The sequence below is a fragment of the Phocaeicola massiliensis B84634 = Timone 84634 = DSM 17679 = JCM 13223 genome (genome assembly GCF_000382445.1).
Classification (GTDB): Bacteria; Bacteroidota; Bacteroidia; order Bacteroidales; family Bacteroidaceae; genus Phocaeicola; species Phocaeicola massiliensis.
In genome coordinates, this window is record NZ_KB905474.1 from 152,718 (window position 1) to 177,359 (window position 24,642).

A 24,642-nucleotide genomic window follows, 5' to 3' on the forward strand; every position below is an offset into this window, starting at 1 on the left:
TTCTTATTCATTGTTTCTTGATTTTGAAAGTTAATACTATGCCGGCAACACATCCGGTTATAAAAGCGGCCAGCGCTATTTTAACGGGACTAAAGCGACGTTCAAATTCCGTTTCAACTGTGAATGAGTCCTCATGTGTCTCATTACGGATACGGGTCAGTTCCTCCTCATAACACAGTACCAGCCGCTGGAGGCTGTCGCAGGATGCCTCCGCTATGATATTGCCGGCCGCATCGCTCTTCACCGTCAGGCCCGCCTGCCCGTTCCTGGAATGGTAGGACGAACCGGAGGGAAGTTTACGGAGGCTGTCCGGAGGGATCGTCAGGCTCACCGCCGATTTCGGAATCCCCGCCATCAACAGCCCCCGCCTCACGTTTGACACGTTGTCGGCGCTTGACGACAGGCTGCTGTTCCGGTTCACCTCCGTCCTGCTCTTTCGAGTACTCGCGCATCCCGTAAAGAACAGGACAATCATCATGATGCCTGCAACTGTTGGCAGTATCAATGGCTTTCCGGAGACGTGCCATTTCACGCCGGGTCGCCTGCAAAGCTTTCCTGTTTTCATTCAGTTCCTCTTTTAAGGGTTCTACAATATTCTCGATCAGGATACGGGTGGCATGTTCGGTGTTGTCAATCCGTACCGTCTCGGCTTCGGCGGTAGCCTTCTCCGCTTTCGCCCTCGCTTCCCTGACCGTTGATTTCAGGGTGATGATGGCTATTATCGTGGCTACCAGACCACCGCCCAGCACCAGATTCATGACTGCACTGAAGTCCATACGCACACTGGTCTTTCAGGTCAAAGCCTATTTGCCGACATCCTTACCCGCAAACAGTCCGATGAGCCACTGGACAAAGCCCGTATCGGCAACACCATTGGACACAAGGGACGCACCGAACCCATAACACAACGCGATATACCACGTGGCATCAGCGACAAAGCCCGCATCCAGCCACCATAAAAGCATGGCGGCCACAATGCCCACACACCAGTTGACAATCTGTGTCGCCAAGCCCTGCATTTTTGGAAACAGAGCCTTGATCCCTTCCGTGAGCAACACCACGCCACCGACAAAACCGGCAAAGGTGGTGATCATCGCGCTATAATCGACTTCCGGTACTGTACCGGTCTGGGCAAAAGTTGCTGACACGAATCCGAGTATCAGCACAAAGAATAAAAGAAATCTTTTCATGTTGTTGTTGATTTATTGAGTTATACCTATTTGTTTAAGCCATCTCTGTACATCAAAACTGGGGCAGGCTTTGGCCGCCAGTTCATTGTGACCGACGATTCTCACATCGGGAAAACGACGGTGGAAATCCTTCACGTACTTCTCAAGCGCCTTTTTTTGCCAGGAGGTACGGGTGTCTGCAGGCGTTTTACCATCCTTTGCACACCCGCCGGCATAGACGATATGGCGGCTCACGGAATTGTAACCGGCCACGCCGTTGGTCACTTCCCACGGGTCCACATTCGCGTCCTCGTTATTGTTCACCAGGCGTTCCACTCCGCCGTTCAGATGGAACAGGTCGGTATATCCGACCTGCTTCCAGCCGCGGCCGCCCTTTGAGACGGGGTTCGTATGCCAGGCGCGAATCTCCGCACCGCTTACCTCACGCCCTTCAGGAGTGGCCGTGCAATGGATGACAAGATACTTCAGCTTTCCCATCACTCACCGCCTTCCTCTTCATCAACGGCCGCCTGGGACAGTGCTATCTCCACCTTCTTCTCCGGATCGGCGTCCAGGCCCAGTACAAGTGTGCCGGATACCGCCTTGCCGCTACTGTTCACACCGGCGGTGACCGTCAGAGAGCCATCGGTACCGACTGCCGTGAAACCGGCAGGAATGGAAACCACGCTGTAATCACCGGAGGCAGTGACCTTCACCTCCTTGCTCTCACCGGCGGCCTTGAAGGAAAGAGCGGCCGGATCGGCAGAAATGCTGCGTTCCACTGCCTTGAACACCGGAGTCTCACGGGTGTCAAGCACCACGAACTCCTCGCCGAAGGCGATTTCCGTGTCGGCCTTCATCAGCAGCTTGAAGAAGTACAGCTCGCTGGAGTTCATCCACTTGTCAATCTGGATCACCTCCTCGTCGTCCTGGAGGTTCACACCGGCAAAAAGGTTGCCGTCAGCGCTCATCGAGCAGAGCGTGGCTACGATAAGGCCATCAGGCCAGGAATTCAGCGTCTCGATGGTGATACCCTTGTAACGCTTCTTGTTGATGTCCGTCTCGCTCGTGTTCTTGTACTCGCGTTCGGTCAGCTCGTCATCGTACTTGTCGAAGTCGTCAATACTCATCAGGATACGCAGGTTCGGATTCTCACGCAGGGCTTTTGGAATAGCCTTGCGGACAGCCTTCAACTTGCCGATCATGGAAGTATCGGAAGGAGCCGGAACCACGATCACATCCGGATCTTTAGCCGCCTGGGTCAGGATACCGTTGAAAAGGTGGTCGTCGTCCGAACCGAACTCGCCGTTCAGGTAATGCCAGCCCAGCTCGAACTTCACACTCTTGCTAAGTTCATCCAGAAGCGTGTTCTGCGCTTCGGGGGGAAGTTCGGCAAACACGAGGTTGCCCTTCGGCTGCCACTTGCGCCAAACATGCTCGAAGGCGCGGGGATTGAAAGTCGTGAACGCCATGAAGTCCTCCGGATCCAGTGATTTCTCCGAGTAATTGAAATTGCCTTTCGAGTCTTCCAAAGTCGGGTTCTCCTTACGCTTCTGGAGCATCTTGCCGGTCTTGATACGCGGCAGGCTGATTTTTTTCTCCACACCGGGGATCACCATGATCAGACCTTTTTCTACAAGGTCATTCCCGGTGGTGGCCAGGACCAGTATTTTCTCCAGTACCTCGCCGTTGTAATTCGTGTTTCTTACTACTATTGCCATGGCAAATGTTTTATTTATGGTTCAACTTGTCCTTAATCTCGCTCATGCGCTTGTTCCAGGGGCTTTCACCCGTCGGATTCACACGAAGGTCAGTCATGACACTACGTTTTGGGAAAAGCTTCTCCAATGCCTTTTCCCCGTTCTCCCGGTCTTTTGCCAGAAGGTTCTCATAGATGGGGCGGGTGGCGGCATCGATACGGCCGTCCTGTTCCGCATCATCAAGCAGTTTCTTACGCGCGGCAGCGTCATCCGCATCCGCCTTGTCCTGGAACACCTTCAGTTCGCCCTTCAGGCGGGTGACCTCGGCATCAAGGGCCGGGACTTTGCCAGCCTCTGTTTCCAGCAGTCCGATTTCACGCAGGAAATCGTCATCCGTCGCACAGTTCTTGAACCGCGGACGTCTCTTGAGTTCGTCTAAATTCATGCTATTCTCGTTTTGTGGCTTGTGCAGCCGGTTATTGAATATTTGAAATACCTGTTCGGGGGTACTGTCCTCCGGTACCGGGTCAGCGTCATAAATACCGTCGATAAGCCCCAGCGCCAGCGCCTCGTCGGCACGCAGCCAGTGATCCTTGCCGTCAAAATACATCGCGCGGATTTCCTCCTTGTCCTTGCCCATACGGGTGGCATACATCTCGCAAAGGGTATCCTCAAGCGCCTCGATCTCACGGATGCAGTCCTTCATCTCATCCTTGTTGCCGTAACAGCCGCCCTGGACACTGTGAAGCATCAGACGGGCATAACGGCTCATCCGGACGGGCTTGCCGCAAAGGGCGATGACGGAGGCCATGCTGGCGGCGATGCCGTCCACGTAGATGGTAATGTCGGCCTTGCTGTTCTTCAAGGCATTGAAAATGGCGATGCCCGAATAAACCTCACCGCCGTTGCTGTTGATACGCACGTCCACCTTCCCGGTCAGGGCTTCCGCTTCCAGAAGTTCACGGGCAATATCACCGCTGCGCACGTTATCATCGTACTCACCGATGTCACCGTAAAGAAGGATGCAACAGGCATCGGTTCCGGGTATCATATTGAAAAATCTACTCATGTCACTATCGTTTTGGCAGGTCCTTCCCTGCAAAAGTTTACGGTGCGAAATTAGGGGGATTAAAGGCCTTTTTCAAACCGCGTTTTCATCATGGAGACTTTAAAGGATTGCCATGACGCTTTAAAATGTCATCATGCGGAGCGCGTTTTTTTTCGCTCCTTTTCCTTATCAATTTTGCACGTAAAAAAAGGAGGTAATATGGCCGAACTTACAAACGAGCAGAAAAAGGCATGGGCGAAAACGCTCTACACCCGCGAGACGCTTACGCAGGCGGAAATAGCCGAGCGTGTGGGGGTTTCACGGGTGACTGTGAACAACTGGATAGGCAAAGGAAACTGGGAGCAGTTGAAGGCTTCCATAACCATCACACGGGAGGAGCAGCTGAAGAACCTGTACCGGCAGCTGGCGGAACTCAACAACGCCATCATGGGAAAACCGGAAGGGGAACGGTTCCCGAACGCCGCGGAAGCGGACACCATTTCCAAACTGTCGAACGCCATCAAGAAACTGGAAACAGAAGTGGGGCTGGCGGACATCATCTCCGTGTTCTCCGACCTGCTCAAATGGGTGCGGACCTACGATTCCACGCAGGCGAAGGAGATCACCCCGCTTCTGGACGCGTTTGTCAAATCAAAATTATCCTGACATGGCAAAGAAAATACTCACAACACAGGACAGGCTCGCGCTGGACAGCTGGAACGAGCTGGTGGCATCCGTCCGAGAACATTCGGACATCAACCCCACGGACACGGAAACGGAAATCAGGCAGAGGCGGGAAAGGCTGGAGAAGAACGACGAGGAGTGGTTCAAATACTACTTCGCCATGTATTGCACCTGCGAGTCCGCCGCCTTCCACAGGAAAGCCACCGGGCGGCTGATGAGGAACAACCGCTGGTACGAGGTAAGGGCCTGGTCACGCGAGCTGGCGAAATCCGCACGCTCCATGATGGAGATATCCAAACTGGCACTGACAAAAAAGATACGCAACGTGCTGCTGATCTCCAACTCGGCTGACAATGCGGAAAGGCTACTGCTGCCGTTCATGGCGAACTTCGAGGAGAACCAGCGGATCATACAGGACTACGGACAGCAGAAAAAACCGGGAGCGTGGGAAACCGGGGAATTCACCTGCATGTGCGGGTGCTCCTTCCGCGCCATTGGAGCCGGGCAGTCACCGCGCGGTACACGTAACAAGAACTTCCGCCCGGACTTCATCCTGGTGGACGATATAGACACCGACGAGGAGTGTCGAAACCCGGAACGCATCAAAACCAAATGGAAATGGCTGGAGGAGGCGCTGATACCGACCATGTCCGTATCGGGAAACTACCGCATCCTGTTCAACGGGAACATCATCGCGCTGGACTGCTGCATCAAAAGGGCCATCGAAAAGGGCACCGAACTGAAGGCGAAAGGAATCGGGCACGTGGATATCATCAACATCCGGGGAAAGGACGGGCTATCCGTATGGCCCGAAAAGAACTCCGAGGAGGATATAGACCTCTTCCTTTCACTGGTGAGCGCGGCGGCGGCACAGAAAGAGTTCTTCAACAACCCGGTGGTGGACGGCGGCGTGTTCGCGGAAATCACCTACGGGAAAGTGCCGGCACTTTCCAGGTTCAAGTTCCTGGTGATATACGGGGACCCCGCACCGGGAGAGAACAAGACGAAAAAAAGTTCCACCAAAACGGTGTGCCTGCTCGGGAAACTCGCGGGAAGGCTCTATCTGATAAAAACGTTCCTGGACAGGGGGCTGAACGCGGAATTTGTAGAGTGGTACATCAAGCTGCTGGAGTTTGTGGGTGGAAAAACCACCGTGTACTGTTACATGGAGAACAACAAATTACAGGATCCTTTTTTCCAGCAGGTATTCCAGCCCATCGTGCGGCGGATACGCAGGGAAAGGAAAATATCACTGTACATCACCGGGGACGAGGAGAAGAAAACCGACAAGGCCACACGTATCGAGGCGAACCTGGAACCGCTCAACCGGGAGGGGAACCTGGTACTCAACGAGGCCGAAAAGGACAACCCGCACATGAAACGGATGGCGGAACAGTTCAAGCTGTTCAACCTCCAACTGACCTATCCGGCAGACGGACCCGACTGCGTGGAGGGGGGAAACAGAATTATAGACCGCAAGGCCAGACAGTCGGAAAAGCCCGTCATTGTCACAAGGAAAAGCACGCGGTCACAAAACAAGTACAGAGTGTAAACTTCAATACCTATCATTATGAGCAAATTTATCGAACTTTCAGACTACGACGCGAGCATACACCGAGAGATTCTGGACGCACTGACAAGGGAGGATGACGCTGTCGTGGAGATATGTGAGGACCGCGCCGTCGCCGAGATGCGCTGCTACCTTTCCAGACGTTACGACTGTGACAAAATATTCACGGCAACCGGTGACAAACGCAACCAGCTTGTCCTGATGATGGCCATCGACATAGCCGTGTACCACATCTTCTGCATACATAACCCGAGGAACCTGTCACCGCTGCGGAAGGAACGCCACGAAAGGGCGGTCGAATGGCTGAAAGCCGTGGCGGCCGAGGAGATATCGGTGGACGGCCTGCCCCTGCTGTCCGAAGAGACGAGGACGGCAAAATCAAATTTCCTTATCAAAAGCAACCGTAAACGTGTAAACCATTGGTAATATGAGCAAAAGAAAGAAAGGGGCCGGAAAGATAACCCAAAGCGGGAACCTGCCGAGGCCCGGGCAGAAAGGACCCGCAACCATCATACTGACACAGCCCAGAAGGTTCGGTATAGACATAGCGGACTACATGCTCGCGGTAAGGGCTTTCGAGAATGTGGACTACTCCAGACGCTTCAGGCTGTACGACCTGTTCAGCGACATACTCATGGACACGCACCTGACAAGTGTCATAGAGAAACGGAAGAATGCCGCACTGGCATCTTCCATAGAATTCCGCAGGAACGGGAAACCGGACGAGAAGGTGAACAAGCAGATCAGGTCCCCATGGTTCCGGAAGTTCATAGGGGACATCCTGGACGCCAAATTCTGGGGGTTCTCACTCGTGCAGTTCTACCGAAAGGGGGAATGGGTGAACTACGACCTGATACCGCGCAAACACGTCGATCCCGTGCGCAGGCTCATACTGCGGCACCAGACGGACACCACCGGGACGTCCTGGGACGAGTACCCGGACCTGTTGTTCATCGGTTCACCCGACGATCCCGGGCTGCTGGTGAAAGCAGCTATCTGGGTGATATACAAACGTAACGACGTGGCGGACTGGGCACAGTTCGCGGAAGTGTTCGGAGCGCCCATCAGGGAGTACACGTATCCCACGGATGACGACGAGGCACGGCAGAGGGCGCTGAACGATGCGGACAGCACCGGAAGCCTGTCGGTTTTCGTGCACGCGGAGGATACGGTGCTCAAGCTCGTGGAAGCCGCGAACAAGACAGGGAGCGCGGACCTCTACGACAAGCTCTGCGAGCGCTGCAACAACGAAATCTCAAAGCTGTTCCTCGGAAACACGCTCACCACCGAAGCCTCCGACAAGGGCACACAGGCACTGGGAACCGTACACAAGGATGTGGAGGAGAAAGTGACGCTCTCCGACAGGCAGGACATCCTCGACGTGCTCAACTATGACATGGCCGACATATTCGCAATGCTCGGAATAGACACCACAGGCGGGGAGTTCTGCTATCCGGAAAAGAAGCTTATCGAACCGGAGAAAAAGATGTCCATCCTCACACAACTGCGCACGAACTTCAACCTGCCGGTGGGTGACGACTATCTCTACGAGGAATTCGGGATCGAGAAACCGGCAAACTATGACGAACTGAAGAAACGCCAGGAGGAGAAAGCGGCGGAAATCGAGGCGGCGAAGGCCCGAGAGACTGAAAAGACGGAAGAGGATAAACCGGATCCGGAAGAAGAACCGGAACTGGAAAAGCACGGTAAAGGAACACCCAAAGAAAAGAAAAATGCCCTTAAAAACGCGTACAACTGGCTGAAACGTTTTTTCGGGAAAGCCCCGGGGAGAGACGGGGCAGCTTTAGAATGGTGATGAACGACCTCTACAGAATGGAGGACAAACAGGTGGAAACTTTATTCTCGTTCGATGAAGAGGTACTGAAGAAAGCCCTGAAGAACATCTATAGTAAAGACTTCCACCCCCTGACGGAAATCGAGGAGAACCTGTTCGAAGCCACATGGAAAACAATAAACGAGGCAGCGGACAAGGGGTTTGGGACACGAAAGCCCGACGATCCGGATTATGACTTCTACCGGGAAATCCGAATGAACAACGCCGTGTTCGCAGCTTTCAAGGTACACAGGGCACAGAACGACATGGCAGCGCTGCTGCTGGACAAAAACGGAAGTTTAAAGCCGTTTGAACAGTGGGTAAAGGAAGCCATGCCCATAGCCGACCATCAGATGGTCCATTGGCTGCGTACAGAATACGACACGGCCGTCATACGGGCACACCAGGCCGCGGACTGGAGGCAGTTCGAAAGGGAAAAGGACGTATTGCCGAATCTCAAATGGATGCCTTCCACATCCATACATCCGGGAAGCGACCACAGGATTTTCTGGGGGACCATACGTCCAATAGATGATCCGTTCTGGAACGTGCACAGGCCCGGGGACAGATGGAACTGCAAGTGCACGCTCTCATCAACGGATGAAGCGCCGACAGCGGTACCGGACGAAAACGGGCAGAACAAGGCACATGACGGTCTGGAAAACAATCCGGGAAAAGACGGCAAACTGTTTTCAGACAAACACCCCTACGTTACTGAAGCGCATCCGGGAGCAAAAAAAGCCGTGGACGCACTGACCAGGCGCATCAACGAAATGATAGCCGAAATGCCGGACAACCTGACGCTGGAGGAAAAAACCGACATCGCCCGCAACAATCTCAAGATAGAAAAGGCACTCGGCGTTACCAAAGGCAAGCCGATGACATACGAACAGGCGAACAAGGGAAAGGAGAACCCGAAATTCGGAAAAGAGGAAGGATACCGCGTGAATTGCCAGACCTGCACCGTGACACACATGCTCAGAAGGTTGGGGTTTGACATCGAGGCAAACCCCAACATCAGACAAAGCGCATACAATGAAATGGCAAAACAAGGTATCACATGGGAAGAACGTTTCCTGAACCGGGACGGAACAAAGCCGGATTATGACTATACCTATAAATGGCAGGTCAGAAAGGGATATCAAGTAATGAATGCAAACCGACTGAAGGAATACTTCAGGGAAAAATTCAGAGAGGATGGAATATACGAGATATATTGTGCCTGGAAAGGCGGCTCCGCACACGTGTTCTGCGCGGAGGTGACTGAAGGAAAGACAAGGTTCTTCGACCCGCAAACCGGAAAGGATGATGCAAGCAATTACATACAGAGCATGAAAGCGGGCCGTGTGGGAGTGATAAGAATAGACAACAAACTGGTAAATCCCAAAATCATGGGACTATTCATCACCAAATAAACGGGAAGAAAGTGCCAGCCCCTCCTCACCGTCCACCAGACGGCAGGACTGGCCGTCGAACAGAATAAAGGCGGGAAGACCGACAGGCAACTCAAAACCATCCCCGTCAACACAGCCCACGGAATAGATGCTTCCTTCAGGGGAACTGGCTGATAAGACAACGGAGTTGTAACCGCTACTGTTTGCTAATTCCGACACTTGTTTAGGTATTTCCATAACGCAAAAAAGGCACATAAAAAACGCCTTGCTGCAAAAGTATAAAATTATTTTTTAATTCAGTCATTCATGGACATAAAAGAATATTCAAAACTGATAAAAGCCAAACGGAAAGAACTGGATGGGCTAATGAAACGGAAGATGCCGGTTATCGCTGGACGAATGGCAAAAGACCATTTCCAGGACAACTTCCGCCGGGAAGGTTTCGTAAACGGAGGATTACACCCGTGGCCGAAAGCGAAAAGGCTGTCCTCGGGACGGACCGATGCGGCAGGGAACTACGGGACGCTGCTCTCCGGAAGGAACCATCTCTTCAGCTCCGTCAAATACATGCCGGGAGAATACCGGGTGAGGGTGGCAAACGAACTCGTCTATGCGCCAGTCAATAACTGGGGAGGAGAAGTTCATCCGACTGTTACGCCCCAAATGCGGCGTTTTGCATGGGCAAAGTATTACCAGGCTTCAGGCAAGGCTAAAAAAGCCGCCACGGGCAAAAGAAAAGGCAAAAAGAAGGGTTCTGCCGCAAACAATGAACCACAGGAAAATCAGGAAGCGCTGAAATGGAAAAGGCTGGCGCTGACCAAAAAGAAAAAGCTCCGGATAAAAATACCGCAACGCCAGTTTATCGGAGAAAGCCGGGAACTGTCCGAAAAGATAGACCGGAAAATGGAGAATGAAATCAGAATTATTTTAAACTTATAACAACATGGAAGAAATTTTTATCGCGATCATGGAACGCATCGCCGAAAAGATGCCTGAACTGTCATACATTGACGAGGACTATGGACAGCTTGAAGCCGGGGCGGAGGAGGACCACTATCCGGTAACCTTCCCCTGCGTGCTCGTCGGGAACGCCGAATCGGACTGGAATGATCTCGGTTACGGGGTACAGAAAAGCGAGTCACTCATCACCATACGACTGGCCATTGACTGCTACGATGACACCCACTACACCTCCGGAACCTATAACAAGGTAAGGGAACGGCAGCTGAAGGCCAAAGAGCTGTACAAGGCCTTGCAGGAGTTCCAGTGCACGGAAGAGACCAGCCCGCTGGTCAGGGTAAAGAGCCGGGACTATTCGCTGCCGGGAAACATCAAGGTGTACGAGACGGTTTATTCCTTCACGCTGCATGACGAGTCGGCCATGCAGGAAGGCGCGGCAAGGTTTATTCTCCCGTAAAGAGCGAGAGCTGGACGGCTGTCAGGCGGGGCTTCTTCACTTTCGGGACGGGCTTCACCTCCAGGTCCTTCAGCTCCCGGCACTTGCGCCGGATAATGGACATGATCCGTTCTTCGGAAATGAAAAACTCCTGGCGGGACAACACTTTCAGGGCATCATCAAAACGTAGGCGCTGCACCTCCGTCCAGTAATAGTAACGGCGGCACAGGGCTTCATCACGGAGTTCTATCAGGTTTTTGTCTCGTCCTTTGGCCATAAGTTCAGGTATATGCTGCAAAATTAGGCATTTAACCGGGGATGTTAATAAAAAAACGCCGCATCGTGTATGAATGCGGCGTTTTTCTGTTTAGAGTGTGAACAAAATCACATGGTCATCAGTTCGGTGTCATCCTCACCCGGGACAAACGGCTCGATGCGGGTGATCACCTTGCTCTGTACCTTCACCCGTCCGCTGCCATTACAGACCGGACATTTTGCGGATAAAGGAGCTCCTCCCTGGTCCAGGTAAAAGATACGTCCCTTGCCTTCACAACGCTTGCAGGCCATGACGTGCGGCGCGATGTTCTTCGTCTTTTCCATAACTACAACCGGCAGAATGAAGGCTCGATACGGCGCCAGACACCGTTCTCGTCACGTTTATGAAAATAGTAGTTCACCGCAGTCTTGTACACCACATTGCTCTCACGGAAGAGGTCCATGATCTCCGTGTATTCACTGTCGAAACGGTCCTCCAGCTCATACAGCTTGCTCACCGACTTGTAGTCCAGATCACCCTGACGGTTACGCTCGATCATGGTCATACCGAGCTGGTACATCGGATCGTCGGTACCGAGCTCCCGGCTCATGGCGTAACGCTTCAGGTAATCCACCAGACGCTCGGCGGCGAGGTTGGCGCGCTCGTCGAAGCTCTTCACCTTGTTACTCCTCACTTCCAGCTTCATGTCACCGTCCACGATGGTGAAACTCGCCTGGTCATCCTTGCGGAGCTGCCCATAGTCACGCATCAGGTCACGGAAAGAGGCGGCTTCTTTCTCTACCCAGTCACGGAAGGCCTTCACGTCATCCACAACCGGAAACAGCCTGTTCTTCACTTCAAGTATGAACTGCGCACGAAGCCCTTCGTAGGCATCGCGACGGTTGCGCTTGTTTTCCTTCTCTTCCTGCTGGAGCTGTTTCAGCAGTTCTTTTCTGTCCTGGGCGGACAGGCTTTTTAATTGTTCTTTCAAGTCCATAACTAAAAAATTAAATGGTTGTTACTGTTGTTTATTCTCACGTTTGCGACGGATGGCACGCAGCTTCACCTGTAACGTGTCCAACGCCTCACAGCCAAGTTCTCGGAACTCCATGCCGGCGATACGGCTGTCCAAACAGAAAGCGTTCACCTTGTCCCAGTCGGCCGTATCAATGCCCAGTAGTTGCATCTGGTGCAGTACCGCGGAACGCTTCTGGCGGAGAATCTTCCGGAGTTCTTCCTGGTGAGTGGGCGGCACCAGCTTACGCATCCCGGCTATGGCCGCACTGTATTCCTTTAGTGTCATGTCGCGCAGACTCGTGGTACGTCCGTCCGTGTACTGGGAAACTACGCTTTCCTTCAAAGCATCGCGGTCAGATGTCGGAAGGCGGTTCAAAAGACTATAAAACACCGCATAACTCTCGGGTTTATTTAACTGCTTGCGGCTGTTGATATCTATCTGCATGGCTATGCTGTTTTTTTTTGTTTATTTTAAGGTCATTGATTTCCTTAATCACTCTCTTTACTCTGATAGTACACAAATAATCAAGAAGATGCTCTTTTTCATTTTTTGTACACTTATACTGGTCGAAAAATTCAAGTATGCCCATTCTATTCAGATTTTCATTAACTCAAACTATTCATACCACATCAGCACAACTCTATTATTTCACCCACGGCAGACTGCAAAAGGGTACGCAAGACCGAAGGGTTTCCGCTATCATAGATGACTTCCACACAACACTCATGGCGTGCGTTACGTGACACAACCAGCTCGCAAGTCATATCCTCACAGAGCCATTTTTCCACTACTTTACGGACACCAACTGCGGTGACCACAATTACTATTTTTTTACTCATAATATTGACCGTGCTGTATGTTATTCAACTCTTATTCTCCCGGTATACTGGTTTCCCCGAAACTTCATCCCCTTGGTGAAGCCGCCCGGATATCCCAGTTCCTTGCTTCTCGCGTTTGCCAGCAACAAATGTTCCCGGCTAAGGGAGGCTACAAAACCTTTGTCCTTTTCCAGTCCCATCTCTCGGGCCTTCCGGGTGACGCTGCGTTCGGAAACACCGAGCATTTCAGCCAGCTCCCGGTTGAGGGTATTGTGATAGTGGCGACGCATGATGGAAAGCATATTACCGTTCCAAAAGATACGGGTGGAATATCCCTTATGCTCGACGAGCCGTCCCAGTGTCCGGTGCATGAAAGTACCGTCAGCAACCTTCCGGTGCTTGCGGTACTGTTCACGCTTGTACGCCAGCACACATTCATGACACCAGGAACTCCGTCCCCCATTCTTCAACGGATAGAACTCACGCATCCACAACTTTCGGCCGCAATGCGGACAGACACGTTTACGTTTCTGCTTGTTGTTATTCTCACTCATAGCTATTTATACTACATTCATCAGTTCATATTCTAATTTCCCCAATACTGGACAATATTGATATCCGCCTTTCTTACCTGAGCCTGCATCAGCGCCATGGACAGCAACATGCAGACACGTTCGTCAGCCTTAACGGTTCCGGATATGGAACCTATAACATGGTTACCCTTGCCGGTCACGATTGAACCCGCAACCTGCTCAAGCCTATCCGGATGATCCTCACTGGCCGCAACGCTCATAAAAGCGCTAAGATCGTTTTCCTTACAAAAGTTGTCTACGTACTGACAAAGTTCCTTTACTGCCTCTTTCTGTTTTTCTGTAATCATTTTAGTTAAATTTTAATGGTTGATAATATGTTATTTTTCAAGAATATAATCGCACTCAAGAACTTTGACACCACCGTAAAATGTCACTTTGGACGTATCAGTGATACCGAAATGTTCTTTATCCGCGAAAATCATATTTTTCACACCGGACTTCATTTGCCGGACAACGTCCTTAGCCCTTTTATCAGTCCAGCCATGAGCGGCAAAACCCGCTTTGAACTGGTAAGTGGTCGTTATGGCACCGTTCTGGATTCTGGTGGAAACGGTAACGGTACCTACACAATTTTCTATTACTTTCTTCTTTCCCATGATGATTATTTATTTGTTGGTTTCCAATCCACTGTTATAATCGCATCCAGTTCACCGCTGCCTTCACAAACCGGACAGGGTTTCCGCACATCCTCACGGCTGCCTTCTTCCGTTCCCCAGAACCAACCGTTGCCCTTGCAGTAACCGCACTTGTGACCGGTACTGACAAAGTTCTCACGGTTCATACCCTTACCCATATAAGCAGGTGGGCAGATATCCAATTGTTTCTCGATCTTACTCATCGCGTCGTCTTTTTAATTATCTTATTTACTGCCATTCTCCAAAGCCCCCAGCTCCCAAATTACATATTTGCTGGTGGAACCGCGGTACCGCCCTTTACTGTACGCCACATAACCCTCCACCCATATCTTCAGGTCGGCATCATACATCACACTCGTGGCGGCGTCACCTTTGGGGTTCTTGCCACGCGCGTGGCTGATGATGATGAACAGTTTGTCCGGAAACTCCTCTTTCAGTTGGATATAGTCACCGTAGGTCATCCGTGTGTACTGGAAACTATCAATTACAATGATATTATAGCTCTTGTGACGACGCAGGCGCTCCCTAAGCGTCGGGATATCCTCCTTGATGAAAGCCAGCTGACGGCTCACTCCCGCCATACCAAAGCGCCTCAGGTTGTTCTGGACCGTCAGGCGCGTACCCTCTTCCAGGGAATCGATTGCGATACGATCGTACTTGCACAACTCCTTGCACAACTGCATCACAAAAGAAGTCTTTCCGTTACCGCTGTTACCCCAGATAAACCACACTCCGGTACGTTCCGGGGTATCGAAGGCTTCCTTCCACTTCCCCTCGAAGGGGAACACCTCATACTTTTTGCTGAGGATGTCCTTTACACTCAATGCGCGTTTTATACCGGCCCTCTTATTATCCTTTTTTCCCTCTTCCATAGTCAGAAAAGTTTAAGTTGCCGGATATCGTCAATTTTGTCAAGAACGGTCTGGCGGGCGGCACCCTGCATCTTCCTCTGGCAGAGCATCCAGCCGAGCGCCCACAGAAGGGCATTATTACGGGTTGAAAACTGTCCCCATTTGCGTCCCGGATTGAAGCCGCCGCCGGAATTGTTCACTTGCATGTGCACACCGGAAGTCCACCAGCCGTCCTGCTGCCCCACAAGAACATCCAGGTAATCGCGACCGTTCCGGTAAACGGGCACAGTCTCGTACTCTGTCAGAACAGGATAGTCACTCCAAGGAACAGGAAGCTGGCCACGACCGTCTATCCTCAGGTATTCAAATTTATTTTCCATATCCTTAAAATTACGTTTGAACGATATTTGAACGGGTTACAAATCACTCATGCGCTTCACCTTGTGGATGGAATCCTTCACACGACGAAGGTCATAATCGCAAGCGGCAGCCTCCTTCATCACGATATCAATATCCTGCCGGGAAGTCAGCCCGTTTGCCGTACAAATGGTATAGACATCGTTCTGGTCCGTCGGTTCCAACGTGAAAAACTTGCGTCCGATACGGCTGAAAAATTCCTTATAACCGGGTTTCTGGTACTTCAACCCGTTACTGATACGCTTGACTATATAATCGGTACTCAGGAAAACGACACCGCATTTCTCCTCCAGTTTGTTGTACAGGCTAATAAAGTAGTGGAACACCGGTTCGGTCAGCTTGTCGGCTTCATCAAACACGAGCAGGGGCGCGTCCATCTGAATGATGTCATCCAAGATAAGCCCCCAGACCTCGCGGATATTACAGCCTTCGGTTCGGATCCCGACTGTGCGGGCAATCTCACGGACAAAGTCACCCTTCTTCATGTCTTCGGAGCAAAGGATATAAAAAACCTCCTTGTGGTCCTGAAGGTACACCCGAGCGGTAGTACTCTTGCCGCAGCCGGCCTCGCCGGTCACCCAGCGGACGTTGCGCCAGCGCTGCGCGTCGGAAAGCACCTCGGTAATCTCCTGGTATGCGCCCGTCTCAACGATCTGCCAGCCGGGTGTGCCCATACCTCCGACCTGGGAGGCCACGTTACGGAACATCTCATCGCTGATGTTCTCGAAACGGCCGTTCAGAATATTGCTGACAGTGCCCACACTGACACCTTTCAAACTGCCCGCAGCTTTCGTCTGGCTCGGGTATTTGGCCACGTAAGCGCGAAGACGCTCGCTAATGGCATTCTTTTCTTTCATTGTAATTTCCATAATCAATCCTATTTTTATAATCAATTTTCTTTAAAATTTTCCGACTATTTTCCGTTTGTCCACCTCGCGGCGACCGAGCTGGTCCCAGCTTATATTGCTGATCACTTTGGTGGAACGCCCCAGGGCGATTTCTTCCGGAGGCTGGCTGTATTTCTTTGTACGACGGTCTATCTGCCGCTGTACCTCGGCCGTGATACCTTTCAGTTTCGGAGTGTTCAGACCGTGCTGTTCGGGGGCCACTCCGTGCTCGTACTCTATTTCCTTGGCGACCACCTGACGTTCCACACGGTCCTGTATGTTGGCCTCCTGTTCCCGGCGGATGAAGGCGGCCTCGCCTTCCCCCTGCTCCTGGATGGCACGGTGGATGACCATGTAGGGCTCGGCGACACGCTCAAAGCGGAACTCGCCGCCCTTGTCCTTCCAGTACAGCCGGACGCTGCCGAAATCATACGGGTCATACTTGACATAGAACTGCTTGTAGGTATTCCGGCGGCGCCATTCATGATCCGGAACGCCCGGGGAGGAATAGACCTCATAGGTACGGGGCTTTCCGCCGATCGTGACCTCGATACCGGAAGAAGTGAACGTGCTCGGGCGGGAAGTCATCACCCAGAAGATATCGACCATGTCACGTGCCGTCACCGCTTCCGTCTCCTCGTTCACGCTGGTGTTGTACATTTCGATCCGGGAAATGCCGGTGGCCGGATGCTTCATCTCGTTCCACTCCCGGCGTGCCTCGACATATTTCTCCTTCAGCTCGGCAAGGGTATAAAGTTTGTCCTTGTTAGCCTCGATGAACTCAAGGTTCGGGCGGCTGGATGCCTTTTTGGTGGTGATGTTCTGCCCAGTAAACCGCCAGTCCTTATGCAGGACCTGGCTCTGGAAACGGCCGAAAGCCGACTCAATTGTTTTCGACTGACCGCTGTAGGGAGCGGTCGGCCGGTGGATATGGCTGATCTTTGACAGTAGACCGTCTGACAAGCGCTCCAGTTTCTTATGACCGCCTTGGTTGTCATGGACCAGCTCGTAAGGCTTGTGCCCGCTGGTTTGGAGTGCCATGCGGTAAGCATGGTACTGCGCTTCGTAATTCTCGTTCTCGCTGATATGGAAGCCCAACAGCACCTCGCTATAGGCATCCATGACCTCGTACACGCCGATGGTGCGGACATTGCCGTGTTCATCCCTGTAGTAGAGGTTCAGCTTCGTACCGTCACCGTACCACAGGCTGTCGCGGCGGCAGGGAAGCTCGGTCTTGTGCTTACGGCCATAACGCTGGTGCGCCTTCATCTCCCCATAGACCGCATCATACCACAAAGGCTCGATACGGGGGCTGTTAAGCCATTCACGCAGGCTGCGGGCACTTTTCAGGGGTTTCCAGCCACGTTCCGGAGCAACACGATTGTATTCCTCGAAAATCTGCATGTCGGTATAGACAGGGACGCGGCTCCGTTTCAGCGCCACGAGGTAACGTCCGGCTTCCTCTTCGATCTTCAGCGTGTTCCTGTTACCATATTTACCGCTGACCAGTATCGCGTAGTTCTGCGGCCTGTATTGCTTCATAAGGCTCTTCAGGCGGCCCTCGCTGCCCGGAAGGGTATGCGCATACTCCTCACGCCATTCCTCAACCCTAAGAAGCAACGTTTCCCATACATTACGGCTGCTGCCCAGCATGTTGCGTTTCGGGCGAAGCGTGTCCAGCTCACTGATCAGCGCGTTAAGCACGGAGGCATTCCATACATACTCAGCCTGGATCCGTTCGGGAAGGGGAACTTCCTCGCCGTTCTTGTCATAGCGGTACTCCTCGAAGAACCGCTCCGCATTCTCGTCTTTTTTCACTTTGCTCAAAATCATTTCACGTATCATTTTCTGTTCAGGGTCACCGTACTTGGCAACAAAACGTTTCTGGTATTTATCGGGAAGGGAGGAATAGATGATTTGTGCACGGGAACCTTCTCCACCACCACGATGGGAGCGTTCAATGGTACCACGTTGTAACTGTTTGTCAAGGGCACCCCTGGTAATCACCGGATCATCCCCACAAGTCAGTTCCTGATAGCTTACACACAATGTTTTCTTGTAGTATTCCATCTCCCTGTTCGATTATCACTCCTCCAAATTATTCAAAGGGACATGCCTTTTTATCAGTCTCGCTGAAACCCCGAAGTTCAGCACGACGGCAAGCTCCATCAACGGGTGCTCAAAGACCAGGGAAAGCAGGATCCCGAAACTCAGACAGAAATAAAGCACGCAAAGGCGCTGCTTACAACTCAGCTGCATAAACCAGCGCAACTGGTCACCGAACAATGCAATCAACTCACTTTTCATCGCTGTCCTTCTTTTGAGGGTTACCACCTACCTTAGTTCCACCGCGCTCAATGGCGAGCTTACGGATAGAACGGGCCAACTTACTATTCTTGCGGAACGCAAGGGAGTGGGAAACCATTTCCCGGGAACAACCCAGCAAACCGGCTATTTTACCCACCTCGCTGTATTCTACGACTATTCGTTCTTTCATAATTCGCTGATAAATTAAATTATTGTAGCGAGCGGTCGCGGACTCGAACCGCGGACCATGGCCTCTCCCTTGCAGGAGTTTGGCGTGTTCTACCAACTGAACTAACCGCCCGGAAAATCTATCGAAGTTCTTGTATGGCATCCTCCGGAACACATATCACTGTCCAGACCTGGCCATCTTTCGTATAATCGACATTATATTCACGACCGAAAGTACAAATGTTATAGTCCCAGTCGCGGATTACGCCATCAATAACTTCACCGTTTCTCTTGGTGATTCTTACACTTTGTCCCTTTTTAAATTTTGCTTCCATTGCATCTTCGTTTTAAAGTATATCAATATCAATCACATCCAACACATTACTCGTTCTCAGACTACTCACAACCAAAGTGGCTAAAACGATACTGTTTTCTGCCATCCACTTCTTCGCCCGCCTAACAGCCACTTCCTTATTGTATCCATCCGGAATAAAGGCTCCCAGGTCATTATAATTCCGGTCTGTCAATTCAAAATAGTACCGTTTCATAACTTTCTATTTAACCTCTTCTATAGTTGGGGCAACCCGGTAATCAAAACAGGAACGGCAATAAGCCAACCCGCACTCGTTCTCGCAGACCACGATACCGGTCAACGTATCAATCTGGTAGGCGAAAATATTTTCGTCATCATTCAACTCTTTAAGGGTGGCAGCAAATAGGTCCATTTCTGCCCAGTCAACAGTCACTTTCAATGCTTTCATTTTCTTCTTTTTATATTTCTCATTGTCACCTCAAGCCTTTTTTGTAGCTTTGGGGCGGTGTTCACACTTTGAACACGTGGCAAATATAAATCATCTTTCGCGAATTGCAAAACAATCTGCGAAATAATTTCGCAAAATATAAAAACAATGAATAAAAAAGAAAGATTAGAGGCTATTATAAAGCATTACAGTGACGGAAAACCCTCTGTTTTTGCAAAGTTAATAGGGGTTGCTCCCTCAACTATAAGCTCGTGGCTGTCGCGGGATACACTTGACTACGATCTTCTTTTTGCAAAATGCGAAAATATATCATCAGAATGGCTTTTGACTGGTAGGGGAGAGATGATTAACATACAAACTGCCACTTTTAATAATAAAACTACCCTGCCACAAAAAGAAAGTACGGGAATAGAAGACAAATTATTAGCAATTATAGCAGATAAAGATGCCACTATCCGAGAGATGGCAGAGGAAATAGGTGTACTTAAGCAAACAATCGTGCAACTTAAACAGGACAATTTGGAGCGTGTTTCAGGTGCGGAGAGTTCAACACTTGCAGACGCCGGGTAAAATGCGTTATATGGGGTAAAGGGGGCAAAAAATAGTAAAATATTGTTTTTTAGAGAAATAAGCTAAAATATAGGGGAGTAAATAATTATATACGAAATATTGTTTACCCCCTGCAATAGTTTATAAACAAAGGAAAACAAGGTACTAAAAAGAAATATTCATAGAAAAATGCTCTCAAAACAAGAAAAAAATGTCCGTCCAAATGTCCGTCCAATCGAAACGTTTCGTTTTTCCAACGCCCAAAATGTCCATCCAAGTGTCCATCCAAATGTCCGTCCTTTATGTTTTTCCAATCGTTCAAACCGTTCAAATAAGTAGTAGCTTCTTTCAAATGTACTATTTGAAAAGGATATCACCCAAAGGACACAAAAAAAGCCGCAAAAGCGGCTTTATAGACGTTCTAAGACTGTTTTAAATCTTTCTGGTAGTCTTTATCAAGTGCGACTGGATAATCATCGCACGTTTCGTGTATTTTACGGCTCCATCGGTCAAACCGGCATGTAACAGGCTGCTCTTGGTGATGCCGACCTGATTCTCTGTCAAAGTATCAAATATGGCGGAAATGCTACCGAAATAGAGGTTCTTTTTCTCATAAATCAGGTGTACATGGATAACTTTAGTCATATTATATTGCATTTACTTTTCTGCAAATATACCAAATATCATTTATATGGAATAATTTTAATAAAAAAATAGGAGAGAGTAGTATGCACTCCCCTACTCCACTTGTATAAACCGATCTTTTTACCTACCTTTATACATAAGGGCCGATCGGAAACAAATCAGGAGAGTAAATCGACAGCACAATGTCCAATTTCTCCCCTAACCTACGTTCAATGTAAAGCATTTCATTTGAACGGCGTTCAAACGAGACTCAAATGTAAGCCTAATGTAAAGCGATGTAAACGCTTCGTTTTTCCTGTCCACTCTCCCCTACTCTACCATAACACTTTGACAACCAAAGCAATTAAGTATTTTCAGGCCGATCACATATTGACACGCTTCGTTTTTCCCCCCTTAAAAAAGCTACGGAAATAAGAGCTGAAGAGAAAAAGAACCGGCAAATGCGTGACCAAATCAGCTATATGCTGGCACGCGAATTGAGAACCCCTCTGTCACTGGTCACTGCACCGCTGAAAGAAATGATAAGCAACTCGGCTTTACCGGAATCGTTCCTGCAGAAAGTAAAAGTGGCCTATCGTAACTCAATCTGTATGCAGGATATCTGTAACCAATTGCTCAATATTCATCAGGAAGAAAACTACGGTCCTACCCTGAATGTAGCTCCATATACGGCGAGCAGAATAGCCGATGAAGTGGTGCGGGCTTCGTATGAATTGCTGAATGTCAGCCCCATCAATCTATATTACGACAAGGACAACAAGATAAATACGGAAATATGGATTGACCGGCAAAAAATTATGTTTGTCCTCAGGAATATAATGTCGAATGCATACCGCCATATTTCTTATGCCGGTGCCATCCGCTTTGTCGTCAGCATCACAAGTCTGAAAGGAAAAGAGTACTGCCTTTTCACCATAGAAGACGATGGAAAAGAAGTGATAGAAGAATCATCTGTCACCTATCTGGGAGAAGACAGGTATATCTTGCCGAGTAACTATCTGCATCCTGAACTGGGTATTGAAATTATGAGAAGAACGGCACTCGATCACCATGGAGATATTCAAATCAAACAAGACAAAGAAATAGGTACTTCCGTCACCTTATATATTCCGCTAGGCAAAGAGCATTTTAAAGGAGAAGAATATGTCGTATTTGTCAAACCGGAACATATACAGATAGATGACAGCCGGGCAAAGATTATCACTGTGGAGGATAAAAAGAAACAAGAGTTGCAAGACAGTATCATCCCCCGACCGATTGAAAGCCCTGAAACAAAATATAAAATACTCGTTATCGAGGACCATGCGGATATCCGGCTTTATCTGAAAGTGTTATTCGGTGGGACCTATAACATTATCATGGCAGAAAACGGTGAAGAAGGAGTAAAAGTTGCCCGCAAAGAGATACCCGACCTGATTATTACCGATGTCATGATGCCTGTTATGGACGGATTTGAATGTTGCCGCATCTTAAAAGAAGATTTGAAAACCTGCCATATCCCTATCATCCTGCTGACAGCATTGGTAGGTGACGAAGACGTGGTGAAAGGTATCGAACTGGGCGCCGATGATTATATCTTGAAACCGTTCAATCCGGAGATTCTGCGCACAAAAGTAAAACGGCTCATCAAGAGCAGAGTGGAGTTGAAACAAATCTATACCAAACTGCTGATGCCGTCTATCAACGCTATCGGAGATATTCAAGAAGAAAACGACATAGCCATAAAAATTGAAGACCCATTCGTCACACAAATCCTGAAAATTATAAATGACAACCTGCAAAACCAGGAGTTCAATGTGAAGAAACTCGCCGAAATGCTAAATATGAGTCAGCCTACCCTCTATCGGAGAGTGAAGCAGCTCACCAACTTTACCATTATAGAGCTGGTAAGAGGCGTGCGCCTGAAACGCTCGGCAGAGCTGCTACGAACTAAAAAATATAGCGTGCAGGAGGTAGCCGAAATGGTAGGCTATAACGACATTCCAACTTTCAGAAAGCACTTTGTCGATTTCTATGGAACGACTCCGTCTACATTTAACAGCAAAGAAGAGACCGAAGATAAAAAATAAACGTTAACAGCCAAATATTTTTTCAACTAAAAATCGTACCTTTGCAGTCAAATATTAGGTATAGTATGCAAGACATTAGAAACATTGCCATCATCGCCCACGTAGACCACGGAAAAACAACGCTCGTGGACAAGATGATGTTGGCGGGACATTTGTTCCGCAATGACCAGACCAATGGGGAACTGGTATTGGATAACAATGACTTGGAACGCGAGAGAGGTATAACCATCCTTTCGAAAAACGTTTCAATTAACTACAATGGAACAAAAATCAATATTATTGATACTCCGGGACACGCCGACTTCGGTGGTGAAGTGGAACGTGTACTCAATATGGCCGATGGATGTATCCTGTTGGTAGATGCGTTTGAAGGCCCGATGCCTCAAACTCGCTTTGTGCTCCAAAAGGCTTTACAACTCGGCTTGAAACCGCTAGTGGTAGTCAACAAGGTCGATAAACCCAATTGCCGCCCGGAAGAAGTATATGAAATGGTGTTCGACTTGATGTTCAGCCTCAACGCCACAGAAGAGCAGCTGGACTTCCCGGTTATCTACGGTTCTGCCAAAAATAACTGGATGGGCACCGACTGGAAAACTCCGACCGATAACCTGACAGCATTGCTGGATGCTATCATCGAACATATTCCTGCTCCAAAACAACTGGAAGGTACTCCACAAATGTTGATTACCTCTCTGGACTATTCATCATATACCGGACGTATCGCTGTGGGCCGCGTTCATCGCGGAACATTGAAAGAAGGTATGAACATCACTTTGGCAAAACGTGATGGTTCGATGGTGAAGTCTAAAATTAAAGAAGTACATACATTCGAAGGATTGGGACGTAAAAAAACCGATGCTGTATCATCGGGCGATATCTGCGCCATTATCGGTGTGGACGGTTTTGAAATCGGAGATACAATCTGCGATTACGAAAAACCGGAACCCTTGCCACCCATTGCCATCGACGAACCTACCATGAGTATGTTATTCACTATCAATGACTCTCCTTTCTTCGGTAAAGAAGGTAAATTTGTGACCTCGCGCCACATCCACGACCGTTTGATGAAGGAACTGGATAAAAACTTGGCATTGCGCGTTCGCAAAAGCGAATTGGAAGACGGTAAATGGATAGTATCAGGACGTGGTGTATTACACCTCTCTGTCTTGATTGAGACAATGCGTCGTGAGGGTTACGAGCTTCAGGTAGGACAGCCGCAGGTTATTTTCAAAGAAATAGACGGAGTGAAATGTGAGCCGATAGAAGAACTCACGATCAGTGTTCCCGAAGAGTTTGCCAGCAAAATGATTGATATGGTAACTCGCCGTAAAGGTGAAATGACCTCCATGGAATCTCAGGGAGATCGTGTCAATATTGAATTTGATATGCCTTCACGTGGTATTATCGGCTTGCGCACCAATGTATTGACAGCTTCTCAGGGAGAAGCGATCATGGCACACCGTTTTAAAGAATATCAACCCTACAAAGGTGATATCGAACGCCGTAGCAACGGTTCTATGATTGCAATGGAAAGCGGTACGGCTTTTGCTTACGCTATCGACAAGTTGCAAGACCGCGGTAAGTTCTTTATCTATCCGCAGGATGAAGTATATGCAGGTCAGGTAGTGGGCGAACATGTTCATGAAAATGACCTGGTCATCAATGTGACCAAATCAAAGAAACTGACCAATATGCGTGCATCAGGTTCGGACGATAAGGCTCGTATCATTCCACCCGTAATCTTCTCATTGGAAGAAGCACTGGAATATATCAAAGAAGACGAATATGTAGAAGTAACTCCAAAAAGTATGCGTATGCGTAAAGTAATTTTGGATGAACTGGAACGTAAAAGAGCAAATAGAGGATAAAAGGA

The 24,642-nt window shown here is 49.6% G+C and carries 36 protein-coding genes and 1 tRNA gene; 10 read left to right on the forward strand and 27 right to left on the reverse strand.

What is annotated here, in order from left to right:
- Positions 1 to 7: 7 nt before the first annotated feature.
- Genes HMPREF1534_RS03000 through HMPREF1534_RS02975 form a run of 6 tightly spaced genes read right to left on the reverse strand, consistent with a single transcriptional unit; the run spans position 8 to position 3,938 of the window.
- Complete coding sequence (locus HMPREF1534_RS03000; protein ID WP_025066778.1) at positions 8 to 331, reverse strand: hypothetical protein; 324 nt, start codon at positions 329 to 331, stop codon at positions 8 to 10.
- Positions 297 to 776, reverse strand: a complete 480-nt coding sequence (locus HMPREF1534_RS02995; protein ID WP_005846354.1) for a hypothetical protein — start codon at positions 774 to 776, stop codon at positions 297 to 299. The genes HMPREF1534_RS03000 and HMPREF1534_RS02995 overlap by 35 nt, the downstream gene beginning before the upstream one ends.
- A 27-nt stretch (positions 777 to 803) precedes the next feature.
- Positions 804 to 1,190, reverse strand: coding sequence for a hypothetical protein (locus HMPREF1534_RS02990; RefSeq protein ID WP_005943932.1), 387 nt, complete (start codon positions 1,188 to 1,190; stop codon positions 804 to 806).
- A gap of 12 nt (positions 1,191 to 1,202) precedes the next feature.
- Positions 1,203 to 1,667, reverse strand: coding sequence for an N-acetylmuramoyl-L-alanine amidase (locus HMPREF1534_RS02985; protein ID WP_004327421.1), 465 nt, complete (start codon positions 1,665 to 1,667; stop codon positions 1,203 to 1,205).
- Positions 1,667 to 2,890: a BACON domain-containing protein gene (locus HMPREF1534_RS02980; protein ID WP_005943934.1), complete on the reverse strand. Its 1,224-nt coding sequence runs from the start codon at positions 2,888 to 2,890 to the stop codon at positions 1,667 to 1,669. Before HMPREF1534_RS02980 ends, HMPREF1534_RS02985 begins: the two co-directional genes overlap by 1 nt.
- A gap of 10 nt (positions 2,891 to 2,900) precedes the next feature.
- Positions 2,901 to 3,938 (reverse strand): head maturation protease, ClpP-related, encoded by a 1,038-nt coding sequence (locus HMPREF1534_RS02975; RefSeq protein ID WP_005943936.1) that lies wholly within the window; start codon positions 3,936 to 3,938, stop codon positions 2,901 to 2,903.
- A 198-nt stretch (positions 3,939 to 4,136) separates the two neighbouring features.
- Here HMPREF1534_RS02975 and HMPREF1534_RS02970 point away from each other — a divergent pair, with 198 nt between their 5' ends.
- The 5 genes from HMPREF1534_RS02970 to HMPREF1534_RS02950 are packed head-to-tail and all read left to right on the forward strand — an operon-like array spanning position 4,137 to position 9,420.
- Entirely contained in the window at positions 4,137 to 4,583 is a 447-nt protein-coding gene (locus HMPREF1534_RS02970; RefSeq protein WP_004327418.1) for a hypothetical protein, read from the forward strand.
- 1 nt (position 4,584) lies between these two features.
- A complete protein-coding gene (locus HMPREF1534_RS02965) occupies positions 4,585 to 6,153 on the forward strand; it encodes a hypothetical protein (protein WP_005943938.1) in 1,569 nt (522 codons plus the stop codon).
- A gap of 18 nt (positions 6,154 to 6,171) precedes the next feature.
- Positions 6,172 to 6,597 carry a phage protein Gp36 family protein gene (locus HMPREF1534_RS02960; RefSeq protein ID WP_005943940.1) on the forward strand — a complete coding sequence of 142 codons (426 nt, stop codon included), beginning with the start codon at positions 6,172 to 6,174 and terminating at the stop codon, positions 6,595 to 6,597.
- A gap of 1 nt (position 6,598) precedes the next feature.
- Positions 6,599 to 7,987 (forward strand): phage portal protein family protein, encoded by a 1,389-nt coding sequence (locus tag HMPREF1534_RS02955; protein WP_005943942.1) that lies wholly within the window; start codon positions 6,599 to 6,601, stop codon positions 7,985 to 7,987.
- Positions 7,988 to 8,004: 17 nt separating this feature from the next.
- Positions 8,005 to 9,420 carry a toxin glutamine deamidase domain-containing protein gene (locus tag HMPREF1534_RS02950; protein WP_025066775.1) on the forward strand — a complete coding sequence of 472 codons (1,416 nt, stop codon included), beginning with the start codon at positions 8,005 to 8,007 and terminating at the stop codon, positions 9,418 to 9,420.
- On the opposite strand, the gene HMPREF1534_RS02945 is transcribed toward HMPREF1534_RS02950, so the two are convergent.
- On the reverse strand, positions 9,403 to 9,618 hold the full coding sequence (locus HMPREF1534_RS02945) for a hypothetical protein (protein WP_225683884.1): 216 nt from the start codon (positions 9,616 to 9,618) through the stop codon (positions 9,403 to 9,405). The genes HMPREF1534_RS02950 and HMPREF1534_RS02945 overlap by 18 nt on opposite strands.
- An 87-nt stretch (positions 9,619 to 9,705) precedes the next feature.
- Between HMPREF1534_RS02945 and HMPREF1534_RS02940 the strand changes: the two genes are divergently transcribed.
- Both HMPREF1534_RS02940 and HMPREF1534_RS02935 read left to right on the forward strand, forming a co-directional pair.
- On the forward strand, positions 9,706 to 10,338 hold the full coding sequence (locus HMPREF1534_RS02940) for a hypothetical protein (protein WP_005943951.1): 633 nt from the start codon (positions 9,706 to 9,708) through the stop codon (positions 10,336 to 10,338).
- 4 nt (positions 10,339 to 10,342) lie between these two features.
- The gene (locus tag HMPREF1534_RS02935) at positions 10,343 to 10,816 is read left to right on the forward strand and encodes a hypothetical protein (protein WP_005943954.1); all 474 of its coding nucleotides are present in this window, start codon (positions 10,343 to 10,345) and stop codon (positions 10,814 to 10,816) included.
- Here HMPREF1534_RS02935 and HMPREF1534_RS02930 read toward each other — a convergent pair.
- The 19 genes from HMPREF1534_RS02930 to HMPREF1534_RS02855 all read right to left on the reverse strand — a co-directional run bounded on the left by HMPREF1534_RS02930 (position 10,803) and on the right by HMPREF1534_RS02855 (position 19,506).
- Positions 10,803 to 11,072 carry a hypothetical protein gene (locus tag HMPREF1534_RS02930; RefSeq protein ID WP_007750722.1) on the reverse strand — a complete coding sequence of 90 codons (270 nt, stop codon included), beginning with the start codon at positions 11,070 to 11,072 and terminating at the stop codon, positions 10,803 to 10,805. The two genes, HMPREF1534_RS02935 and HMPREF1534_RS02930, sit on opposite strands and share 14 nt — an antisense overlap.
- A 107-nt stretch (positions 11,073 to 11,179) precedes the next feature.
- Positions 11,180 to 11,362: a hypothetical protein gene (locus HMPREF1534_RS20810; RefSeq protein ID WP_005846328.1), complete on the reverse strand. Its 183-nt coding sequence runs from the start codon at positions 11,360 to 11,362 to the stop codon at positions 11,180 to 11,182.
- Between the two features lie 35 nt (positions 11,363 to 11,397).
- The gene (locus tag HMPREF1534_RS02920) at positions 11,398 to 12,048 is read right to left on the reverse strand and encodes a DUF3164 family protein (protein ID WP_005943960.1); all 651 of its coding nucleotides are present in this window, start codon (positions 12,046 to 12,048) and stop codon (positions 11,398 to 11,400) included.
- 21 nt (positions 12,049 to 12,069) lie between these two features.
- Complete coding sequence (locus HMPREF1534_RS02915; protein WP_005943963.1) at positions 12,070 to 12,513, reverse strand: hypothetical protein; 444 nt, start codon at positions 12,511 to 12,513, stop codon at positions 12,070 to 12,072.
- Positions 12,514 to 12,698: 185 nt separating this feature from the next.
- On the reverse strand, positions 12,699 to 12,908 hold the full coding sequence (locus tag HMPREF1534_RS20055) for a hypothetical protein (protein ID WP_005943970.1): 210 nt from the start codon (positions 12,906 to 12,908) through the stop codon (positions 12,699 to 12,701).
- 20 nt (positions 12,909 to 12,928) lie between these two features.
- Entirely contained in the window at positions 12,929 to 13,441 is a 513-nt protein-coding gene (locus HMPREF1534_RS02910; protein WP_004325654.1) for a hypothetical protein, read from the reverse strand.
- A 32-nt stretch (positions 13,442 to 13,473) separates the two neighbouring features.
- Positions 13,474 to 13,767: a hypothetical protein gene (locus tag HMPREF1534_RS02905; protein WP_005943974.1), complete on the reverse strand. Its 294-nt coding sequence runs from the start codon at positions 13,765 to 13,767 to the stop codon at positions 13,474 to 13,476.
- Positions 13,768 to 13,797: 30 nt separating this feature from the next.
- Positions 13,798 to 14,076 (reverse strand): hypothetical protein, encoded by a 279-nt coding sequence (locus tag HMPREF1534_RS02900; RefSeq protein ID WP_005943976.1) that lies wholly within the window; start codon positions 14,074 to 14,076, stop codon positions 13,798 to 13,800.
- 5 nt (positions 14,077 to 14,081) lie between these two features.
- On the reverse strand, positions 14,082 to 14,318 hold the full coding sequence (locus HMPREF1534_RS02895; RefSeq protein WP_005943978.1) for a hypothetical protein: 237 nt from the start codon (positions 14,316 to 14,318) through the stop codon (positions 14,082 to 14,084).
- A 21-nt stretch (positions 14,319 to 14,339) separates the two neighbouring features.
- Positions 14,340 to 14,987, reverse strand: coding sequence for an ATP-binding protein (locus tag HMPREF1534_RS02890; RefSeq protein ID WP_005943980.1), 648 nt, complete (start codon positions 14,985 to 14,987; stop codon positions 14,340 to 14,342).
- Between the two features lie 2 nt (positions 14,988 to 14,989).
- Positions 14,990 to 15,346, reverse strand: a complete 357-nt coding sequence (locus HMPREF1534_RS02885; RefSeq protein WP_005943982.1) for a hypothetical protein — start codon at positions 15,344 to 15,346, stop codon at positions 14,990 to 14,992.
- 36 nt (positions 15,347 to 15,382) lie between these two features.
- Positions 15,383 to 16,252: an AAA family ATPase gene (locus HMPREF1534_RS02880; RefSeq protein ID WP_005943983.1), complete on the reverse strand. Its 870-nt coding sequence runs from the start codon at positions 16,250 to 16,252 to the stop codon at positions 15,383 to 15,385.
- A gap of 30 nt (positions 16,253 to 16,282) precedes the next feature.
- Complete coding sequence (locus tag HMPREF1534_RS02875; protein WP_005943985.1) at positions 16,283 to 18,340, reverse strand: hypothetical protein; 2,058 nt, start codon at positions 18,338 to 18,340, stop codon at positions 16,283 to 16,285.
- Between the two features lie 15 nt (positions 18,341 to 18,355).
- A complete protein-coding gene (locus tag HMPREF1534_RS20060; protein WP_005943987.1) occupies positions 18,356 to 18,577 on the reverse strand; it encodes a hypothetical protein in 222 nt (73 codons plus the stop codon).
- Positions 18,567 to 18,767 (reverse strand): hypothetical protein, encoded by a 201-nt coding sequence (locus HMPREF1534_RS02870; RefSeq protein ID WP_005943989.1) that lies wholly within the window; start codon positions 18,765 to 18,767, stop codon positions 18,567 to 18,569. The genes HMPREF1534_RS20060 and HMPREF1534_RS02870 overlap by 11 nt, the downstream gene beginning before the upstream one ends.
- Before the next feature lie 28 nt (positions 18,768 to 18,795).
- Positions 18,796 to 18,878 (reverse strand) — tRNA-OTHER (locus HMPREF1534_RS0119280).
- A 7-nt stretch (positions 18,879 to 18,885) separates the two neighbouring features.
- Positions 18,886 to 19,080, reverse strand: a complete 195-nt coding sequence (locus tag HMPREF1534_RS02865) for a hypothetical protein (protein ID WP_005943991.1) — start codon at positions 19,078 to 19,080, stop codon at positions 18,886 to 18,888.
- Positions 19,081 to 19,092: 12 nt separating this feature from the next.
- A complete protein-coding gene (locus HMPREF1534_RS02860) occupies positions 19,093 to 19,293 on the reverse strand; it encodes a hypothetical protein (RefSeq protein ID WP_005943994.1) in 201 nt (66 codons plus the stop codon).
- Positions 19,294 to 19,299: 6 nt separating this feature from the next.
- Positions 19,300 to 19,506 carry a hypothetical protein gene (locus HMPREF1534_RS02855; protein ID WP_005943997.1) on the reverse strand — a complete coding sequence of 69 codons (207 nt, stop codon included), beginning with the start codon at positions 19,504 to 19,506 and terminating at the stop codon, positions 19,300 to 19,302.
- 147 nt (positions 19,507 to 19,653) lie between these two features.
- Between HMPREF1534_RS02855 and HMPREF1534_RS02850 the strand changes: the two genes are divergently transcribed.
- On the forward strand, positions 19,654 to 20,076 hold the full coding sequence (locus HMPREF1534_RS02850) for a helix-turn-helix domain-containing protein (protein ID WP_005944000.1): 423 nt from the start codon (positions 19,654 to 19,656) through the stop codon (positions 20,074 to 20,076).
- Positions 20,077 to 20,487: 411 nt separating this feature from the next.
- On the opposite strand, the gene HMPREF1534_RS02845 is transcribed toward HMPREF1534_RS02850, so the two are convergent.
- The gene (locus tag HMPREF1534_RS02845) at positions 20,488 to 20,700 is read right to left on the reverse strand and encodes a hypothetical protein (protein WP_005944003.1); all 213 of its coding nucleotides are present in this window, start codon (positions 20,698 to 20,700) and stop codon (positions 20,488 to 20,490) included.
- Between the two features lie 461 nt (positions 20,701 to 21,161).
- Here HMPREF1534_RS02845 and HMPREF1534_RS02840 point away from each other — a divergent pair, with 461 nt between their 5' ends.
- Together HMPREF1534_RS02840 and typA are read left to right on the forward strand one after the other, a co-directional pair.
- Positions 21,162 to 22,769, forward strand: coding sequence for a response regulator (locus tag HMPREF1534_RS02840; RefSeq protein ID WP_258461994.1), 1,608 nt, complete (start codon positions 21,162 to 21,164; stop codon positions 22,767 to 22,769).
- Positions 22,770 to 22,834: 65 nt separating this feature from the next.
- Entirely contained in the window at positions 22,835 to 24,637 is a 1,803-nt protein-coding gene (typA, locus tag HMPREF1534_RS02835) for a translational GTPase TypA (RefSeq protein ID WP_005944009.1), read from the forward strand.
- Positions 24,638 to 24,642 lie beyond the last annotated feature (5 nt).

Bases quoted from the DNA above. Each gene is read 5' to 3' on its own strand.
- HMPREF1534_RS02995 (WP_005846354.1), bottom strand. From the start codon at position 776: ATGGACTTCAGTGCAGTCATGAATCTGGTGCTGGGCGGTGGTCTGGTA.
- HMPREF1534_RS02990 (WP_005943932.1), bottom strand. From the start codon at position 1,190: ATGAAAAGATTTCTTTTATTCTTTGTGCTGATACTCGGATTCGTGTCA.
- HMPREF1534_RS02985 (WP_004327421.1), bottom strand. From the start codon at position 1,667: ATGGGAAAGCTGAAGTATCTTGTCATCCATTGCACGGCCACTCCTGAA.
- HMPREF1534_RS02980 (WP_005943934.1), bottom strand. From the start codon at position 2,890: ATGGCAATAGTAGTAAGAAACACGAATTACAACGGCGAGGTACTGGAG.
- HMPREF1534_RS02975 (WP_005943936.1), bottom strand. From the start codon at position 3,938: ATGAGTAGATTTTTCAATATGATACCCGGAACCGATGCCTGTTGCATC.
- HMPREF1534_RS02970 (WP_004327418.1), top strand. From the start codon at position 4,137: ATGGCCGAACTTACAAACGAGCAGAAAAAGGCATGGGCGAAAACGCTC.
- HMPREF1534_RS02965 (WP_005943938.1), top strand. From the start codon at position 4,585: ATGGCAAAGAAAATACTCACAACACAGGACAGGCTCGCGCTGGACAGC.
- HMPREF1534_RS02960 (WP_005943940.1), top strand. From the start codon at position 6,172: ATGAGCAAATTTATCGAACTTTCAGACTACGACGCGAGCATACACCGA.
- HMPREF1534_RS02955 (WP_005943942.1), top strand. From the start codon at position 6,599: ATGAGCAAAAGAAAGAAAGGGGCCGGAAAGATAACCCAAAGCGGGAAC.
- HMPREF1534_RS02950 (WP_025066775.1), top strand. From the start codon at position 8,005: ATGGAGGACAAACAGGTGGAAACTTTATTCTCGTTCGATGAAGAGGTA.
- HMPREF1534_RS02940 (WP_005943951.1), top strand. From the start codon at position 9,706: ATGGACATAAAAGAATATTCAAAACTGATAAAAGCCAAACGGAAAGAA.
- HMPREF1534_RS02935 (WP_005943954.1), top strand. From the start codon at position 10,343: ATGGAAGAAATTTTTATCGCGATCATGGAACGCATCGCCGAAAAGATG.
- HMPREF1534_RS02930 (WP_007750722.1), bottom strand. From the start codon at position 11,072: ATGGCCAAAGGACGAGACAAAAACCTGATAGAACTCCGTGATGAAGCC.
- HMPREF1534_RS20810 (WP_005846328.1), bottom strand. From the start codon at position 11,362: ATGGCCTGCAAGCGTTGTGAAGGCAAGGGACGTATCTTTTACCTGGAC.
- HMPREF1534_RS02920 (WP_005943960.1), bottom strand. From the start codon at position 12,048: ATGGACTTGAAAGAACAATTAAAAAGCCTGTCCGCCCAGGACAGAAAA.
- HMPREF1534_RS02915 (WP_005943963.1), bottom strand. From the start codon at position 12,513: ATGCAGATAGATATCAACAGCCGCAAGCAGTTAAATAAACCCGAGAGT.
- HMPREF1534_RS20055 (WP_005943970.1), bottom strand. From the start codon at position 12,908: ATGAGTAAAAAAATAGTAATTGTGGTCACCGCAGTTGGTGTCCGTAAA.
- HMPREF1534_RS02910 (WP_004325654.1), bottom strand. From the start codon at position 13,441: ATGAGTGAGAATAACAACAAGCAGAAACGTAAACGTGTCTGTCCGCAT.
- HMPREF1534_RS02905 (WP_005943974.1), bottom strand. From the start codon at position 13,767: ATGATTACAGAAAAACAGAAAGAGGCAGTAAAGGAACTTTGTCAGTAC.
- HMPREF1534_RS02900 (WP_005943976.1), bottom strand. From the start codon at position 14,076: ATGGGAAAGAAGAAAGTAATAGAAAATTGTGTAGGTACCGTTACCGTT.
- HMPREF1534_RS02895 (WP_005943978.1), bottom strand. From the start codon at position 14,318: ATGAGTAAGATCGAGAAACAATTGGATATCTGCCCACCTGCTTATATG.
- HMPREF1534_RS02890 (WP_005943980.1), bottom strand. From the start codon at position 14,987: ATGGAAGAGGGAAAAAAGGATAATAAGAGGGCCGGTATAAAACGCGCA.
- HMPREF1534_RS02885 (WP_005943982.1), bottom strand. From the start codon at position 15,346: ATGGAAAATAAATTTGAATACCTGAGGATAGACGGTCGTGGCCAGCTT.
- HMPREF1534_RS02880 (WP_005943983.1), bottom strand. From the start codon at position 16,252: ATGGAAATTACAATGAAAGAAAAGAATGCCATTAGCGAGCGTCTTCGC.
- HMPREF1534_RS02875 (WP_005943985.1), bottom strand. From the start codon at position 18,340: ATGGAATACTACAAGAAAACATTGTGTGTAAGCTATCAGGAACTGACT.
- HMPREF1534_RS20060 (WP_005943987.1), bottom strand. From the start codon at position 18,577: ATGAAAAGTGAGTTGATTGCATTGTTCGGTGACCAGTTGCGCTGGTTT.
- HMPREF1534_RS02870 (WP_005943989.1), bottom strand. From the start codon at position 18,767: ATGAAAGAACGAATAGTCGTAGAATACAGCGAGGTGGGTAAAATAGCC.
- HMPREF1534_RS02865 (WP_005943991.1), bottom strand. From the start codon at position 19,080: ATGGAAGCAAAATTTAAAAAGGGACAAAGTGTAAGAATCACCAAGAGA.
- HMPREF1534_RS02860 (WP_005943994.1), bottom strand. From the start codon at position 19,293: ATGAAACGGTACTATTTTGAATTGACAGACCGGAATTATAATGACCTG.
- HMPREF1534_RS02855 (WP_005943997.1), bottom strand. From the start codon at position 19,506: ATGAAAGCATTGAAAGTGACTGTTGACTGGGCAGAAATGGACCTATTT.
- HMPREF1534_RS02850 (WP_005944000.1), top strand. From the start codon at position 19,654: ATGAATAAAAAAGAAAGATTAGAGGCTATTATAAAGCATTACAGTGAC.
- HMPREF1534_RS02845 (WP_005944003.1), bottom strand. From the start codon at position 20,700: ATGACTAAAGTTATCCATGTACACCTGATTTATGAGAAAAAGAACCTC.
- HMPREF1534_RS02840 (WP_258461994.1), top strand. From the start codon at position 21,162: ATGCTGGCACGCGAATTGAGAACCCCTCTGTCACTGGTCACTGCACCG.
- typA (WP_005944009.1), top strand. From the start codon at position 22,835: ATGCAAGACATTAGAAACATTGCCATCATCGCCCACGTAGACCACGGA.